The organism is Bradyrhizobium daqingense (assembly GCF_021044685.1).
In the GTDB taxonomy this organism is placed as follows: domain Bacteria; phylum Pseudomonadota; class Alphaproteobacteria; order Rhizobiales; family Xanthobacteraceae; genus Bradyrhizobium; species Bradyrhizobium daqingense.
On the sequence record NZ_CP088014.1, the window covers coordinates 627,860 to 644,629 of the forward strand.

Consider the following 16,770-nt stretch of genomic DNA (forward strand, 5'->3'; position numbering starts at 1 on the left):
AACCCAAAGCGCGACCCTGCGGATGGCTGACAGCCATGCTTCCGTTGCGGGGCAGGCTCCCGCGAATCCGCAGCGCAGAAATCATAAGCTTGCTTATTATATTCCAAGCTCATTGGAGACCAAGCTCATGACCCGCGGGTCTGTCGACCAGAACTTCCTGTTCACGCTTGCCGAGCTCTATCGGCTGCTGCGCGTCTATGCCGACAAGGAGGCGTCGCGCTTCGGCATTACCCGGGCGCAATGGGCGGTACTGGCCAAGGTCGAGCGCAGCGAGGGCATGAAGCAGTCGGAGCTCGCCGAGCTCCTGGAGATGCAGCCGATCACGCTGACGCGCCTGATCGACAAGCTCTGCGACAACGACTGGATCGAGCGCCGCAACGACGCCTCGGATCGCCGGGTCAAGCGGCTCTACCTGAAGAAGGCCGGCCGGCAACTGCTGGGACGGATGAGCGGGCTCAGGTCCGAGATCACCGCCAACGCGCTCGACGGCATCAGCCCGGCCGATGCCCACCGTCTCCTCACCCAGTTGGAAACGATCAAGGAGAACGTGCGGAACGCCACCCAAACCAGCGGCGCGGAACAAGCACGTAAGGAGCAGCGCTATGGCTGATCAGGTTCTCAAGTTCCAGCCCGAGCAGAAGACCGAGAGCGGCAAGCCGACGAAGAAAGCCGGCACGGATCCGCGCCGCCGCCTGGTGGCGGGCCTGCGGCGCTATCGCCGCTTCCTGCTTCTCGTCGTCCTGCCTGTTGTCGTCGTGATCGGCGGCCTCGCTTTGTATCTGCATGGCGGCCGCTATGTCGGCACCGACAATGCCTATGTCGGCGCACAGAAGGTACTGGTGACGCCCGACATCTCCGGCAAAATCCAGAAGGTGATCGTGAAAGAAGGCCAGACGGTCAAGCGGGGCGACGAGCTGTTCGAAATCGACCCCGTTCCGTTCCGTCATGCCTTCGAAGAAGCCAAGGCGCAACTCGCGCAGGCCCGGACGACCTACGACAATCTCGTTTCCAACATCAAGATCTACGGCGATATGCTCAATCTCGCCCAGCAGGGCATCGATTTGAAGCAGCGCGATGTCGAGCGCAAGCAGGCCCTGGTGAAGAACAATTACGGCTCCCAGCTCGATCTCGACAACGCGTCGAATGCACTGGTCACCGCCGGCGCGCAGGCGCAATACATCAAGCAGCAGCTCTCCAACGCCAAGACGCAGTTGCTCGGCAACCCCGACCTGCCGCTCGAGCAATTCCCGCCCTATGCGCAGGCGAAAGCCAAGCTGGACGACGCCCAGCGCAATCTCGAACACACTGTATTGCGCGCGCCGATGGATGGCGTGGCGACGCAGGTCGAGCAGATCCAGCTCGGCCGCTATGTCGTCGCAGGTACGCCAGTGTTCTCCATCATCGACATCGCCCATCCCTGGGTCGACGCCAACCCGAAAGAGAGCGACCTCACCTACGTGACCGAAGGACAGCCGGTGACGCTTGAGGTCGATGCGTTCCCGAACCACGTCTTCAAAGGCAAGATCGGCTCGCTCTCGCCTGGTACCGGAGCCCAGTTCGCCATCCTGCCGCCGCAGAACGCCATGGGCAATTTCGTGAAAGTGGTGCAGCGCGTGCCTGTCCGCATCTATTTCGACGAGACCGACGAATATGTGCGGAAGCTGAAAGCCGGCATGAGCGTCTATGCTACCATCGACACCGGCCACCAGCGCTCGCTCGCCGGTCTCTTCGGCCTGTCGGCGGCAGCGAACCAGGACAAGGACTGATCCGGTGTCCGGCCCCGATGCCAGCCTGATGGTCCCCGGCCTGCGCCGGAACATGGTGACGATCTGCGCCATGACCGCGACCATCATGCAGGCGCTGGACACCACCATCGCCAATGTTGCCCTGCCCTACATGCAGGGCACGCTGTCGGCCTCGCAGGACCAGATCAACTGGGTGCTGACCTCCTACATCGTCGCCGCCGCGATCATGACCGCGCCGGTGGGCTGGATCGCCAACCGCTTCGGACGCAAGCGCATCTTCATCATCTGCTCGGCCGGGTTCACCTTCGCCTCCGTGCTGTGCGGGCTCGCGCAGGACATCAACCAGATGGTGCTGTTCCGCCTGCTCCAGGGCGTGTTCGGCGCGGCCCTGGTGCCGCTGTCGCAGTCGGTCATGCTCGACTATTACTCCCTCCAGGAGCGCGCCAAGGCGATGTCGATCTGGGGCATGGGCGTGATGATGGGCCCGATCATGGGGCCCTCGCTTGGCGCCTGGCTGACCGAGACCTATTCCTGGCACTGGGTGTTCTTCGTCAACCTGCCGTTCGGCGCGATCACCGTGCTCGGACTGATCGTCTTCATGGACGAGACGAAGAAGGATATGAGCCTCAGATTCGACTGGTTCGGCTTCGCAGCACTGGCGGTCGCGATCGGCGCGCTGCAGCTCGCGCTCGACCGCGGCGAGCAATTGGGCTGGCTCGAATCGAACGAGATCATTGCGGAATTCATCGTCTCTGCTGCGGCCTTTTACTTCTTTCTCGCGCACTCCTTCACGACCTCGACGCCGTTCATCCGCTTCGGCCTGTTTCGGGACCGCAACTTCGTCACCGGCTGCCTGTTCATGGTCGTGATGGGGCTTGTGCTGTTCTCGACCATGGCGCTGGCCTCACCCTACATGCAGAACGTGATCGGCTATCCCATCATCACCGCCGGCCTTTTGCTGGCGACCCGCGGCATCGGCACTTTCTTCGCCATGATGCTGGTCGGCCGCATGATGCGCTATTTCGAGGCGCGCACGCTGATCGTCGCCGGCCTGACATTGACCGCGGGATCGCTGTTCCAGATGACCGGCTGGACCGACCTGACGCAGGTGCCGGAGATCGTCACCGTCAGCGTGATCCAGGGCTTCGGCTTCGGCCTCGTCTTCGTCCCGCTCTCGACCGTGGCGTTCCTGACGTTGTCGAACGAGCTGCGCACCGACGGCACCGCGATGCTGACCTTGATGCGCAACGTCGCAAGCTCGGTCGGCATTTCCGTCGTCATCGCCGAGCTGACGCAGGGAACGCGCCGGTCCTATGCGATCCTCTCCGAGCACATCAATCCCTTCAACCACGCGCTGCAGATGCCCGGCGTCAGCGGCATGATCAATCTGTCCACTGAAACCGGGCGAGCCATGGCCGACAGGATGGTCAGCGTGCAGGCGCAGATCATCGCCTTCGCGCATGACTATCAGCTGGTGATGGTCTTCATCCTCTGCACCATCCCGCTCGCCTTGCTGATCGGCTCCACCAAGGCCACGCTGCGCAAGCAGGCGGCCGGGCCGGAGCACGCGGTGATGGAGTAGGCAGACACCTCGCGCCCCGGACGCAGCGCAGCACGCAAGTGATGCGCTGCTGACCCGGGGCCCATACTTGCGGCACGCTGGGTCCCCGGTTCTGCGGCGCAGCGTTACCTGCTGCAGCGCGCCTGGGACACAACAGCGTTACAACAGCTCCTCGCAGCCGAGATCATCCACCGCCGCAAACACCCGCTCCAGATTATTCCACCAGATCAGCGGCGGGATGTTGATGCTCCACTGCCAGACCGGTTTGGTGATGTGCCAGAGCACCGATCGGCGATAGTCCTGGTCGAGTGTGCCTCGGGTGTAGCCGGCAACACCGTGCTGCATCAGCGTCTGGTGATAATGGTTGAGCAAAGGCCGCTCGAGCGCCTGCCTGCGCTCCGGATACCACTGTGTGGCCATCATGTAGGCGAGGTCATTCGTCGGCACGTTGATGCGCCATTGGTCGAAGTCGAAGATGCGAACGGTATCCGTGACGCCCGAGCGCGGCAGCAGGAAATTCCAAATATGGGCATCGCCGTGCGCGATGGTCACGTGGCGATGCGAATGGTAGCGTTGCAGCAGCAGCTCCGCCTTCTCGATAAAGCGCCGGTATAGGATACGCCGCTCCTCGCTGAGGCGGTCACCGAGCAGATCGGCGAAGCGATCATAATGACTCGCGAAAGTATCCATGAGCTTCGCGCTATCGTCGGGACTCGCCCAGGTACCGACGGTTTCGCCGAGACCGGAGTGGTCCCACCAGGATGCATGCCACCGGGCGAGCGCCGAGACGATCGCCATCGCCTGATCGCGCGAGGGCGGTAATGGCCAGTCGGCTGCGATCTCATGGCTGTCGGTGAGATCCTCGAGCAGGAGATGCCAGGCCTGGTTCTCCTCGTCAAAATGGCCATCGTAGCAGCGCGGCACGATCTGCGGCGGCATGTTCGGCGCAAGGTGAGTATAGAAGGCCACTTCCTGCCGACCGGAATTGGCCAGCGTCTTGGCATAGACTGAATGCGGCATCTTGAGGATGACGGAGTGCGGGGCCCCGGCGGATTCCCCGACATAACGCAGCCCAAGTCGGATGACGTGCGACACCATGGCCGGGTGCTGATGCAGCACCTTCACCTCGCGCACCGCGCCAGCGTCCAGCACGCCGCCTTTGCGCAACGCAGCTGTCAGTCGGGCGGGCTCAACGACCGCCGGCAATTGTGGAGATGCCATAACCACGATGCCCCCGTGCCGCGCCATACTGCACGATCACAACCGCCGGCACCAGCGGCAGGCATCGCCCCGCTCAAGCCGCCGCGGTCGAGTCCCGCACCGTCCTCACCACGACCGACCGCAGCTGTTCGAGATTGGCCGACATGCCGGCGATCGCCTGCCTGACCTCCGCCGCGCGCTCGTTCACGGAGGCGGCGTCGCGGCTGACATTGCCGATCTTGACCGAAACCTCCTGCGCCGCGGAAGCCGATTCGGAGATCGACCGCGTGATCTCCCTTGTCGCGGCATCCTGTTGCTCCATCGCAGTAGCGACCGAGGTCGCGACGCCGTCGATCTCGACGATGTGTCCGCCCATGGTCTCGACGGCATCGACCGCGGCCTGCGTCGAGGTCTGGATCTCGGCGATCAGCCGCGTGATCTCCTCGGTGGACTTTGCGGTCTGGTCGGACAGGGATTTCACCTCGGCGGCGACCACGGCGAAGCCGCGGCCGGCCTCGCCGGCGCGCGCCGCTTCGATCGTGGCGTTGAGCGCCAGGAGGTTGGTCTGGCCGGCGATGCCGCCGATGAGGTCGGAGACCTCGGCGATCTTCCTGACCGAACCGGCCAATGCCTGGATGGTCGACCGCGCCTGCTCGCGGCCGGCAACCGCAGATTTGGTGACCATGCTGGTCCGCGCGACCTGGCTCGCGATCTCGCGGATCGAGGCGCTCAGCTCTTCCGCCGCAGCCGAGACGGTCTGCGAGCTGCCGAGGGCCTGGGTGGAGGCTGCAGCAACCGCCTGCGACTGTGCCGAGAGCGAGCTTGCGATCTCGGACAGGCTGGTGGCGGCCCGCTCGACGCCGTGGCTCGCTGCGCTCGCGGTATCGACCGAGCGGCCGGTCTCGCGTTCAACGGTCTCGGCCATCTGATGCAGGGCGCCGCGCTTGGCCAGCGCAGCCTCCTGCTCCTGCCGCAACTGCTCCTCGCGCAGGCGGGAATTCTCGACCGCCGCCTGCTTGAACACCACGAGCGCACCCGCCATCGAACCGACCTCGTCCCGGCGGTGCGCGAAAGGAATCTCGGCGGCGAGGTCGCCGGTCGCGAGCTTCTGCATCGTGTCCGTCATGCGCACGATCGGACGCACCACGCCGAGCGCGACGCCGAGCAGCCCCGCGGCTATGAAGGCGAGGACGGCGGCGGCGACGCCAAGGAGGATGTAGAGCATCGAGCTGTCGCGGTCCGCGGCCAGCTTCTCCATCGCGGCATTCTGCTTGTTGGCGTTCTCGACAATGCTGTCGATGACGGCGCGATGCGCGGTATAGGCCTCCTTGAGCTGCGCATAGGCGCGCTCGGCAGCGGCCGCATCCTTGGCCTTGAGGCCGGAAGGAGCTGGTCGGACGCCTTCCAGAATTTCTGTACCTCGGCATCGGATTTGGACACCAGCGCGGTCTTCAGATCGGCCGCGAGGCTGGAGGAGACCCAGAATGCCTTGCGCTCGTCGTAATCCTTGCGGAGTTGGACCAGGCGCTCGCCATGGGCGGCAAGCTGGTCCGGCTCGCGCATGGCGAGGGTGGCCTCGAGATAGGCCTCGATGATGTATTCCGGCGGCGGCAGGATATCGGCGATCAAGTCGTTGCCGAGCTTGATGTCCGAATAGAGCGGGCCTCCGACCTTGAGCTCGCGCAGGGTGTAGAGGCTGGTGGAGACGACGGCCGTGAAGCCGATGGCGAGAACGATCCCGAACGCAATGATCGCTGAAGACAACGACAGACGAAATTTCATGAAAATAATCCGGTGTGCGTGTCGAAACCGGAGTGACCCTAAACGAATACGGTAAATACGGAATTGCTTCGCGCCGGAATTGTATCGCGCGAACTCCGCACAACTACGGGAATTGAGCGTCAAGCCATCGATTTTGAGTCAGCCAGGCTGACGCACAAACGTGGCGAGAATGCCTGACGCAACGCAGCGCCGGCCGTCAATGCACGAAATGAGAAACGCGCGACCGGTGACCAGGCCGCCGGGCGCGCATTGCCTCACACGTCGAAGAACACCGTTTCGTTGTCGCCCTGGAGCCGCAGATCGAGTCGATAAACCGGCTTGCCGGCCTCGCACACCGCGGTCAGCGTGGCGCGGCGGTCGGCCGGCACCAGCGCCAGCACGGGATCGGCCGCGTTCCCGGCCTCGTCGCTGAAATAGATGCGGGTGTAGAGGTGCCGCAGCATGCCGCGGGCAAACACCGCGACCAGGATGTGCGGCGCTTGCGGCTTGCCGTCGGGATCGGGAACGGCCCCGGGCTTGATGGTCTCGAACGCGTAATTGCCGTCCTTGTCGGTGCCGCAGCGGGCGAAGCCGCGGAAGCTCGCATTCGGCAGCGCACGCTTGTCCTGGGGGTCAGCGAAACGTCCCTGCGCATCCGCCTGCCAAATCTCCAGCATGCAATCGGGCACGGCGACACCGTCGCCGTCGAACACGCGGCCCTCGATGCGGATACGGCTGCCGGAGACGTCGGGCGTCAAGGTCGAGTTGGTGAACGCATCGTTCCAGGCATATTCGCCGTTCGGCGTCAGGCCGTATTTGAAGAACGGACCGACCGTCTGCGATGGGGTGATGCCGTTGTCCTTTGCGATTTCCTGCACGTTGTCCTGCACGTTACTTGGTCTCCATGGGGGTGGCGTTCTTGCCGCGCAGCACGATGTCGAAGCGGTAGCACAGCGCCCATTCGGGCTGGGTGTTCTCGAGATCGAACGAGGAGACCATCCGCGCCCGCGCCTTCTCGTCCGGCACCGAGTTGAAGATCGGATCGAACGGGAACAGCGGGTCGTTCGGAAAATACATCTGCGTCACGAGCCGCGTGACGAAGGAATGGCCGAACACCGACAGATGGATATGCGCCGGACGCCAGGCATTGTGGTGATTGCCCCAGGGATAGGCGCCGGGCTTGATGCTGACGAAACGGTAGTAGCCGGCGGCATCGCTGACGGTGCGGCCTGCACCGGTAAAGTTCGGATCGAGCGGTGCGGGATGCTGGTCGCGAACGTGCACGTAGCGCCCGCAGGCATTGGCCTGCCAGATCTCGACCAGCGTATTGGCGACGCCCCGGCCGTCCTCGTCGCGTACATGGCCGTGCACGATGATGCGCTCGCCGATCGGCTCGCCTGCATGTTGGGTGGTGAGGTCGCTGTCGCCCTCGCGCACGGTCTCGTGGCCGTAGACCGGGCCGGTCAGCTCCGACAGCGTGTGGCGCATCGGGATCAAGGGCTTGTTCGGCGCACGCTTGATCGAGCTCTTGTACTCGGGCGACAGCGGCAGCGGATGCGCCTTGTTGCTGTCGACGGGATAGATGAATGTCATGGCGAACTCCTCCCCGGCCTTGTTCGATCCGGCCGGTCAACGCTTCCACCAATCATTATAGGATATAACTAATTTGGGGAAGCGGGTTTGGCACCCCTTTCAGGGTCCGCATCCGACACGGGACGCGTTATTTGATCGGCGGACGCGGCAACACCGCTTCGCCGGCTTCGAGCCGGTAGGTGTGATCGATCGAATACCAGGGCCCGGTGACCTCGGTCACGCTCGGATGCGGCGTCTCATGGCGCACGAAATTGCCGATCAGCGCCTGCGTCACCCCGAACTGCACGTCGCTGTCGATGTGGGGATCGTTGGGATCATAGACCTGCGAGATCAGCACCTTGAATCCTGGCTTGAAGACCAGGGCATGCAGATGCGCAGGCCGATACGGGTGCCGGCCTTGCGCCTTCAACAGGCGGCCAACCACGCCGTCGATCGGAATGGGATAGCCGACCATCATCACCGAGCGGAACGCGAAGCGCCCGTCGGCGTCGGTCGTTAGCTTGCCGCGCAGGTTCATGTCGGCCTGATCGGGGTCCTGGTTTTCATAGAGTCCGACGGGCGAAGCATGCCAGACGTCGACCTCTGCGGCGGCGACAGGATTGCCTTCACTGTCGACGACACGGCCGTTGACGAACAGCGGCGCACCCGGGGTCTCGGACCGCACGATCGATCCGCCGTTCTCCACACGCGGCGAGTTCAAGCGCCAGAACGGTCCGAGCAGCGATTGGTCGGTTTCGGTATTACCGTTGTCGCCATTGTTCAGCAGGCAGACCAGCGGCGAGACGCCGAGCGAACCCGCCATCAGCACGACTTCGTTATGCGTGTCGGTCGTCAGCTTGCCGAGCTCGGCGATCACGGCCGTGGCGTCGCGGAATTCCTTCTCGGTCAGGCGGACGTCGCGAACGAAGCCGTGCAGATGCTTGACCAGCGAGATCATGATCTGGCGCATTCGCGGATCGGAGGTTCGCTCCATCACGGCCAAGACCGCGGCCGTGACGTCCTGCTCGCGCGCGATGATCATGGTCGCCTCCCGATCGCTCGTCATTCCGGGGCAGCCCGACAGGGCTGAACCCGGAATCTCGAGATCCCGGATTCCGCTCTAACGAGCGGCTCCGGGATGACGGTCCACTTCGTGGACCGTCAATTCACCTTCTCGATCGCGACCGCGACGCCCTGGCCGACGCCGACGCACATGGTGGCGAGCGCCAGCTTGCCGCCGCGCTTTTCCATGCCGTGCACGGCGGTGAGCGCGAGACGCGCGCCACTCATGCCGAGGGGGTGGCCGAGCGCGATGGCGCCGCCATGCGGATTGACGAAGTCGGCGTCATCGGCGACGCCGAGCTGGCGCATGCAGGCGATGCCCTGCGAGGCGAAGGCCTCGTTCAGCTCGATCAGGTCGAAATCGCTGATCTTCTTGCCGAGCCGCTCCATCAGCTTTCGGGTCGCGGGCACCGGGCCGATGCCCATGATGCGCGGCGGCACGCCGGCCGAAGCAAGACCGAGGATGCGCGCGCGCGGCGTCAGGCCGTGCTTCTTCACGGCTGCTTCCGAGGCCAGGATCATCGCCGCGGCGCCGTCATTGACGCCGGAGGCGTTGCCGGCGGTGACCGTGCCGGGATTGCGCACGATCGGCTTCAGCTTGGCGAGACCTTCCAGGGTGGTCTCGGGACGCGGGTGCTCGTCCTTGTCGACCGTGATGGGGCCGGCCTTGCCGCCGGGAATGGTGATTGGTGTGATCTCTTCCGCGAAGTAGCCCGCTGCGATCGCCTTGCCGGCGCGCTGCTGCGAGCGGATCGCGAAGGCATCCTGGTCGGCGCGCGAGACCTGGAATTCCTCGGCGACGTTCTCGCCGGTCTCGGGCATCGCATCGACGCCGTACTGTGCCTTGAGCAGCGGATTGATGAAACGCCAGCCGATCGTGGTGTCGAATATCTCCGCGGAGCGCGAGAAGGCTTCTTGGGCCTTGCCCATCACGAAGGGCGCGCGCGTCATCGACTCGACACCGCCGGCGATCGCGAGCTCGATCTCGCCGGAGCGGATGGCACGCCCGGCCGCACCGACCGCATCGAGGCCGGAGGCGCAGAGCCGGTTCAGGGTCTGGCCGGGAACCGAATCCGGCAAGCCCGCAAGCAGCAGCGCCATGCGCGCGACGTTGCGGTTGTCCTCGCCGGCCTGGTTGGCGCAGCCGAAGAACACTTCATCCACCTGCGCCCAGTCGAGCTTGGGATGCTTGGCCATCAGCGCCTTGATCGGGGCAGCGGCGAGATCGTCGGCGCGCACCTTGGCGAGCGAGCCGCCGAAACGGCCGATCGGGGTCCGCACGGCATCGCAGATAAAGACGTCACGCATCGTTGTTCTCCCTGAATGCCGCGATCCGGCCCAATTTCTTTCAATGTCGGCGGAGTTTTAGGAGGGCGCCCGCGGCAGGTCAATTGACGGTTTCGCGGGTGGCGTATTCGACTGACCGTCAGGAAACTCAGCCGTCATTCCGGGGCGCGACGACGTCGCGAGCCCGGAATCCATAACCACGAGCCGGAGGGTATGGATTCCGGGCCTGCGCCTGGCGGCGCATCCCGGAATGACGCGGAAAATGTGGCAGCCGCTTCCGCCACGCGGACAGCGTGGAAAACCCGCTCATGCCGGCCAAACCAATAGGAGCAGGTGCCGAAATTTTGTAGGTTGCGCCGCCCATGACAATGCAACAGCCGATCCAAGCACCACCCCCCGAAGAAGTGCCTGCCTCGCCGGCCGAAGCCATCGCGCGCGTCACGCCGATGATGGAACAATATCTGGAGATCAAGGCGGCGCATCAGGGCCTCTTGCTGTTCTACCGGATGGGCGACTTCTACGAATTGTTCTTCGAGGACGCCGAGATCGCCTCGCGGACGCTCGGCATCGTCCTGACCAAGCGCGGCAAGCATCAGGGCGCCGACATTCCGATGTGCGGCGTGCCGGTCGAGCGCTCCGAGGACTATCTGCATCGCCTGATCTCGGCCGGCCACCGGGTCGCCGTGTGCGAGCAGACCGAGGATCCCGCGGCAGCAAAGGCGCGCGGCAACAAGAGCGTGGTACGCCGCGGCGTGGTGCGGCTGGTCACACCGGGCACGCTGACCGAGGACACGCTGCTGGACGCGCGTGCCAACAACTACCTGCTGGCGATCGCGCGGGCGCGCTCCTCGACGGGCGGTGACCGCTTCGGCCTCGCCTGGATCGACATCTCGACCGCCGAATTCATGGTGACGGAAGCTTCCGGCGGCGAGCTCGCCGCGACGCTGGCGCGCATCAATCCGAACGAGGCGATCGTCAACGACGCACTCTATAACGACAGCGAATTCGGACAGACCCTGCGCGAGCTGCCGGCGGTGACGCCGCTGACCCGCGACGTGTTCGACGGCGCCACCGCCGAGAAGCGGCTGTGCGATTATTTCGCGGTCGCGACCATGGACGGGCTGGCGCAGCTGACCCGCCTCGAAGCCACGGCTGCAGCCGCCGCCGTCACCTATGTCGATCGCACCCAGGTCGGCAAGCATCCACCGCTGTCGCCGCCCGCGCGCGAAGCCTCGGGTGCGACCATGGCGATTGATCCCGCCACCCGCGCCAATCTCGAGCTGACGCGGACGCTCGCCGGCGAACGCCGCGGCTCGCTGCTCGACGCCATCGACTGCACCGTGACCTCCGCGGGCTCGCGCCTGCTGGGGCAGCGGCTGGCGGCGCCGCTGACGGATGCGCCGGCGATCGCGCGACGGCTCGATGCCGTCGGCGCCTTCGTTGCCGATTCCGCGGCGCGCGAGGACATCCGCAGTATCCTGCGCGGCGCGCCCGATATGTCGCGCGCCTTGGCCCGGCTCTCGGTCGGCCGCGGCGGCCCGCGGGACCTCGCAGGTCTGCGCGATGGCATCATCGCCGCCGATCAGGCGCTGGCGCGGCTTGGCGAACTGGACCAGCCGCCGCAGGAGATCGCGGCGGTGATGGCGGCGCTCCAAAAGCCGTCGCGCGCGCTCGCGGCTGAATTCGCCAGCGCACTCGACGAGCAATTGCCGCTGATCAAGCGTGATGGCGGCTTCGTGCGTCAGGGCTATGAGCCCGCGCTCGACGAAGCGCGCAATTTGCGCGACGCCTCGCGCCTGGTCGTGGCCTCGATGCAGGCCCGCTACGCCGACCAGACCGGCGTGAAGGGCCTGAAGATCCGCCACAACAACGTGCTCGGCTACTTCGTGGAGGTCACCGCGCAGCACGGCGACAAGCTGATGTCGGCACCGCTGAACGCGACCTTCATCCACCGCCAGACGCTGGCGGGCCAGGTGCGCTTCACGACCGCCGAGCTCGGCGAGATCGAGGCCAAGATCGCCAATGCCGGCGACCGCGCGCTCAACCTTGAGCTCGAGATCTTCGAGAAGCTTTGCGCCAAGGCGCTCGAGATCAGCGAAGACTTGCGCGCCGCCGCGCACGGCTTTGCGCTGCTCGACGTTGCGACCTCGCTCGCCAAGCTGGCGGTCGACGAGAATTATGTCCGCCCCGAGGTCGATGGCTCGCTGGGCTTTGCGATCGAGGCGGGCCGCCATCCCGTGGTCGAGCAGGCCCTCAAGCGCAATGGCGAGCCGTTCATCGCCAATGCCTGCGATCTCTCGCCGGCGCCCGCACAAAAATCCGGTCAGCTCTGGCTGCTGACCGGTCCCAACATGGCCGGCAAATCGACCTTTCTGCGCCAGAACGCGCTGATTGCGCTGCTGGCGCAGATCGGCAGCTTCGTGCCGGCCACGCGCGCGCGCATCGGCATCGTCGATCGCCTGTTCTCGCGCGTCGGCGCCGCCGACGATCTCGCCCGCGGCCGCTCCACCTTCATGGTGGAGATGGTCGAGACCGCCGCGATCCTCAATCAGGCCGGCGAGCGCGCGCTGGTAATCCTCGACGAGATCGGACGTGGCACCGCAACCTTCGACGGCCTCTCCATCGCCTGGGCCGCGATCGAGCATCTGCACGAAAGCAATCGCTGCCGGACGCTGTTCGCGACGCATTATCACGAGCTGACTGCGCTCGCGGCAAAGCTGCCGCGCATGTTCAACGCCACCGTGCGCGTGAAGGAATGGCAGGGCAATGTCGTGTTCCTGCACGAGGTGCTGCCGGGCTCGGCCGACCGCTCCTACGGCATCCAGGTGGCGAAGCTCGCGGGCCTGCCCCCGGCCGTGATCACGCGCGCCAAATCGGTGCTCTCCAAGCTGGAAGCGCAGGACCGCGGCCAGACCGCGCGGGCGCTGGTGGACGACCTGCCGCTGTTCGCCGTGCCTTCGCGCGCCGCCGCGGAAGCCGCACCGCCGAGCGAGGCGGAGCTGCTGATGGAAGCCGTGAAGGCGCTGCAACCGGACGAGATGTCCCCGCGCGAGGCGCTCGATGCGCTCTATGCGTTGAAGGCGAAGCTGCCGAAGTCGTGAAAGGGCCTTCGATCGTCATTGCGAGCGAAGCGAAGCAATCCAGAATATTCCAGCGGCGGCAGTCTGGATTGCTTCGTCGCCAGCGCAAAATTGCTTCGCAATTTTGACGCGGGCTCCTCGCAATGACGGAGGCTAGTGCGCCAGCCGCTTCCTTCGTCCGATCGCCCACAGCGTCAGATTCCAGACAACGCAAGTGCCGAGCGCAAGGCTGAGACCGATCGCCGAGCCGAAGTGCGTGACGGCGACGTGCAGCACCGCAATCGCCATACCAAAGCCCAGCAGGCCCCAGGCGGAATTGGCGAGCACCGCGGCGGTCGGGGGGCCGCCGATGCGCGGGTGCAGGATCACCATCATGCTGGTGAACACGATCGGGTAGAGCGCGATCACGCCGGAGACACGTGGACCGACCCAGCCCGAGGTCGACACCACGATCGCAACCAGCGTTGCCACCAGCGCCGCGCGGAACGGAATATCGTACCAGCGGCGCGTCACCAGCGGCATCTTCACATGGCGATATTTTGCAAGCAGCGGAATGCAGATGCCGAAGGCGACGACGTTGACCGCGAGGCCGGCGGCAAGCGACCAGTCGAACAGGCGGACGATGGACGCAAGCACGATCCAGACTCCGATCGCGCTCGCGACACTCACGACAAAGCTCTGCCGCTGCGCCAGCACGACATAGGTGAGGCCCATGAAGATCGTTGCCGCGTTGATGGGAAGGCTCGCCAGCGCGCCTTGCGCGACGAAGGCGGCGTCATGGTCGATCGCGAGGAAGACATAGGAGGGTCCGGCCGACACGGGCAAGGTCGCGACCAGCGCACCGATCACCGGTCCGGAGCGCTCGGTGATGACAGAGGCCGACACCACGAAGGCCGCAGCGATCGCCATGCGCAGCAGGAGGAAGATGATGAAGTGGAGTTCGGGGGACATTGTTGGCTTCTTACCCTCCCCTGGAGGGGGAGGGTCGGCTCATATTGAGCGCAGCGAAATATGAACCGCGGTGGGGTGACAGTCTCTCGACGGACACAGTGCCCGAGTGGAGAGATCACCCCACCCCGCTCGCGCTGCGCGCGATCGACCCTCCCCCTCCAGGGGAGGGTACAGAGAGTCACATCCGCTGCATCGATACCGAAACCTTCGGGCCGTTCTTGATGGTCTGATAGACCACGCAATAACGCTCGGTGAGCTTCAGCAGCAGGTCGAGCTTGTCCTGCGGTGCATCGGTGTCGACCTCGAAGCGGAGGCGGATCTCGGCGAAGCCGACCGGGGTCTCCTTGTCGACGCCGAGCGTGCCGCGGAAATCGAGATCGCCCTCGGCATAAACGTTGCCGGTCTTCAGCGGCACCTCGATCGCGGTCGCCACCGACTTCAGCGTGACGCCGGCGCAGGCGACCAGCGCCTCCAGCAACATGTCGCCGGAGCAGAGCTCGAGGCCGGAGCCGCCGGTTGCGGGATGCAGGCCCGCCATCGCGATGGCGCGGCCGGTCTCGACCTTGCACGCGATGCCGTCGCTGTCGGTCGAACCCTTCGCCTTTAGCGTGATCAGCGCGGCCTTCGGGTCGGTCTTGTAGCGTTCCTTGATCGGGGCCTGCATCTGACGCAGTTCTGCGGCATCCATTGTCGTTCTCTCCCGGAAAATCGCCCTTCGATGTACCGGCTTACCGAGAAGATGTCACCACCACATGGCCTCGCCGGGACCCTGGGTTGCGTCCCGGTCGGGCACGCTGCGGTCGAGCGAACGGTCGAGAGCCGTCAGCACACTCCGCTTGAAGTTCTCGAACAGCGGCGAGTTGCGGTCGCGTGGCCGGCCGAGATTGACCTCGATCTGGTCGAACAGCCGGCCCGGTCGCGGCCGCATCACCAGCACGCGATCGGCCAGCACCACGGCCTCATCGACGTCGTGGGTGACGAGGATGAGCGTCGGCCGCGTGTCGGCCCAGAGGTCGAGCAGATGATCCTGCAGGTCGCGGCGGGTGAAGGCGTCCAGCGCCGAGAATGGCTCGTCGAGCAGCAGCACCTCCGGCTGCGGCACCAGTGCGCGCGCGATCGCGACGCGCTGCGCCTGTCCGCCGGAGAGCTCGCGCGGCCAGGCCTGCGCCTTGTCAGCGAGCCCGACGCGCGCAAGCGCACGCGCCACCTTCTCGCGCCGCTCGGCCGCGGGCAGATCGGCAAGGCCGAAACCGATATTGTCGGCGACGCTGAGCCAGGGCAACAGCCGCGGCTCCTGAAAGATGATGCCGATCTTGGCGTGCGGCGAACTGATCGCTTCGTTGTCGAGCGTCACCGTCCCGGAGGAGGCGCGATCGAGACCGGCGATGGCGCGGAGCAAGGTCGACTTGCCGCAGCCCGACCCGCCGATGATGGCGATGATCTCGCCCTGGCGGATCTCGGCGGAGAAGCGCGCCAGCGCCTCGACGCCGTTGGGATAGGTCTTGCTGACCCGGTCGAGCGCCAACATCGCTTAATTCCCCTTCGTGCGGACGAAGGCATCCTGCCAGCGCAGGAAGGGGGCCGCGGCAATTTCGATCAGCCAGTCCGTGAGCTTGCCGAGGATGGCGAAGATCACGATCGCGGCCAGGATCTGCGCGGGCTTGCCGAGCTGCTGGCCGTCGAGCAGGAGATAGCCGAGGCCTTCGGAGGCGCCGATCAGCTCGGCCGCCACCACGAACATCCAGCCGAGGCCAAGTCCGACGCGCAAGGACACGACATAGGCCGGCAGCACCGCGGGCAGCAGGATGCGGCGGATCATCGCCGGGCCGGAGAGGCGGAAGGTGCGGCCGACCTCGACGATCTTGCGATCGACCGAGAGGATCGCACCCATCACGCCGAGATAGACCGGGAAGAACACGCCAACCGCGATCAGCGCGATCTTCGAGGTCTCGAAGATGCCGAGCCAAAGGATGAATAGCGGCACCCAGGCGAGCGATGGGATCGCGCGCAGCGCCTGCACGGTCGGATCGAGCAGCCGCCGCGCCAGCGACCAATAGCCGGAGATGGCGCCCAGCAGCGTGCCTGCGACAACGCCGAACGCAAAACCGAGCCCGACGCGCCACAGCGTCGCGGCGATGTGGCGGACCAGCTCGCCGGAACCGGCGAGCTCGCTGATGGTGGCGAACACGCGCGAGGGCGGCGGCACCAGCCGGCCGTTGGACCAGCCCAGCCACACCACGAGCTCCCAGCCGAGCGCGAGCGTCAGCGGCAGCACCACGCCCAGCAGCGGCCGCGCATAGCGCGACAGGCGCGAGGGGGCGACGGCGCTTTCGGCCGTATCAGACGTTCGTTGCAGGACGGGCGCGTCGGAGATCATGGCCGGTAGGAAGCGCGTCTGGCGCGGGAATGCAACCGTGTTGCTACACTCTCCGCCGTCGTCCCCGCGAAGGCCGGGACCCATAACCACAAGGAGACGTGGTTACGGGGACTCGGAGTGACCGCCCTCGCGCCATAACCCCTCCCTGGGGTTACGGATCCCGGCCTTCGCCGG

13 protein-coding genes and 1 pseudogene are annotated in these 16,770 nt (G+C 65.6%); 4 read left to right on the plus strand and 10 right to left on the minus strand.

Annotated features, from left to right (window positions below):
• Positions 1 to 127: 127 nt before the first annotated feature.
• Genes LPJ38_RS02860 through LPJ38_RS02870 form a run of 3 tightly spaced genes read left to right on the plus strand, consistent with a single transcriptional unit; the run spans position 128 to position 3,327 of the window.
• Positions 128 to 610 (plus strand): MarR family winged helix-turn-helix transcriptional regulator, encoded by a 483-nt coding sequence (locus LPJ38_RS02860; RefSeq protein ID WP_145638425.1) that lies wholly within the window; start codon positions 128 to 130, stop codon positions 608 to 610.
• Positions 603 to 1,766 (plus strand): HlyD family secretion protein, encoded by a 1,164-nt coding sequence (locus LPJ38_RS02865; RefSeq protein WP_145638423.1) that lies wholly within the window; start codon positions 603 to 605, stop codon positions 1,764 to 1,766. The genes LPJ38_RS02860 and LPJ38_RS02865 overlap by 8 nt, the downstream gene beginning before the upstream one ends.
• 4 nt (positions 1,767 to 1,770) lie before the next feature.
• A complete protein-coding gene (locus LPJ38_RS02870; RefSeq protein ID WP_145638421.1) occupies positions 1,771 to 3,327 on the plus strand; it encodes an MDR family MFS transporter in 1,557 nt (518 codons plus the stop codon).
• Positions 3,328 to 3,465: 138 nt separating this feature from the next.
• Here LPJ38_RS02870 and LPJ38_RS02875 read toward each other — a convergent pair whose 3' ends face one another.
• The 6 genes and pseudogenes from LPJ38_RS02875 to pcaF form a co-directional block, all read right to left on the minus strand.
• A complete protein-coding gene (locus LPJ38_RS02875) occupies positions 3,466 to 4,554 on the minus strand; it encodes a phosphotransferase (protein WP_145638419.1) in 1,089 nt (362 codons plus the stop codon).
• A 46-nt stretch (positions 4,555 to 4,600) separates the two neighbouring features.
• Positions 4,601 to 6,288, minus strand: a pseudogene (locus LPJ38_RS02880) (methyl-accepting chemotaxis protein).
• A gap of 254 nt (positions 6,289 to 6,542) precedes the next feature.
• On the minus strand, positions 6,543 to 7,157 hold the full coding sequence (pcaG, locus tag LPJ38_RS02885) for a protocatechuate 3,4-dioxygenase subunit alpha (protein ID WP_404438395.1): 615 nt from the start codon (positions 7,155 to 7,157) through the stop codon (positions 6,543 to 6,545).
• 1 nt (position 7,158) lies between these two features.
• On the minus strand, positions 7,159 to 7,860 hold the full coding sequence (gene pcaH / locus LPJ38_RS02890) for a protocatechuate 3,4-dioxygenase subunit beta (protein WP_060737385.1): 702 nt from the start codon (positions 7,858 to 7,860) through the stop codon (positions 7,159 to 7,161).
• Positions 7,861 to 7,987: 127 nt separating this feature from the next.
• The gene (locus LPJ38_RS02895) at positions 7,988 to 8,881 is read right to left on the minus strand and encodes a dioxygenase family protein (protein WP_145638678.1); all 894 of its coding nucleotides are present in this window, start codon (positions 8,879 to 8,881) and stop codon (positions 7,988 to 7,990) included.
• 119 nt (positions 8,882 to 9,000) lie between these two features.
• The gene (gene pcaF, locus LPJ38_RS02900; protein WP_145638417.1) at positions 9,001 to 10,209 is read right to left on the minus strand and encodes a 3-oxoadipyl-CoA thiolase; all 1,209 of its coding nucleotides are present in this window, start codon (positions 10,207 to 10,209) and stop codon (positions 9,001 to 9,003) included.
• A 341-nt stretch (positions 10,210 to 10,550) separates the two neighbouring features.
• Between pcaF and mutS the strand changes: the two genes are divergently transcribed.
• Entirely contained in the window at positions 10,551 to 13,289 is a 2,739-nt protein-coding gene (gene mutS, locus LPJ38_RS02905; protein ID WP_145638415.1) for a DNA mismatch repair protein MutS, read from the plus strand.
• A gap of 132 nt (positions 13,290 to 13,421) precedes the next feature.
• On the opposite strand, the gene LPJ38_RS02910 is transcribed toward mutS, so the two are convergent.
• The 4 genes from LPJ38_RS02910 to LPJ38_RS02925 all read right to left on the minus strand — a co-directional run bounded on the left by LPJ38_RS02910 (position 13,422) and on the right by LPJ38_RS02925 (position 16,596).
• Positions 13,422 to 14,219 (minus strand): hypothetical protein, encoded by a 798-nt coding sequence (locus LPJ38_RS02910; protein ID WP_145638413.1) that lies wholly within the window; start codon positions 14,217 to 14,219, stop codon positions 13,422 to 13,424.
• Positions 14,220 to 14,397: 178 nt separating this feature from the next.
• Positions 14,398 to 14,907, minus strand: a complete 510-nt coding sequence (locus LPJ38_RS02915; RefSeq protein WP_145638411.1) for an OsmC family protein — start codon at positions 14,905 to 14,907, stop codon at positions 14,398 to 14,400.
• Between the two features lie 54 nt (positions 14,908 to 14,961).
• A complete protein-coding gene (locus tag LPJ38_RS02920) occupies positions 14,962 to 15,747 on the minus strand; it encodes an ABC transporter ATP-binding protein (RefSeq protein WP_145638409.1) in 786 nt (261 codons plus the stop codon).
• Positions 15,748 to 15,750: 3 nt separating this feature from the next.
• Positions 15,751 to 16,596, minus strand: coding sequence for an ABC transporter permease (locus tag LPJ38_RS02925; RefSeq protein WP_145638407.1), 846 nt, complete (start codon positions 16,594 to 16,596; stop codon positions 15,751 to 15,753).
• Positions 16,597 to 16,770: the final 174 nt, after the last annotated feature.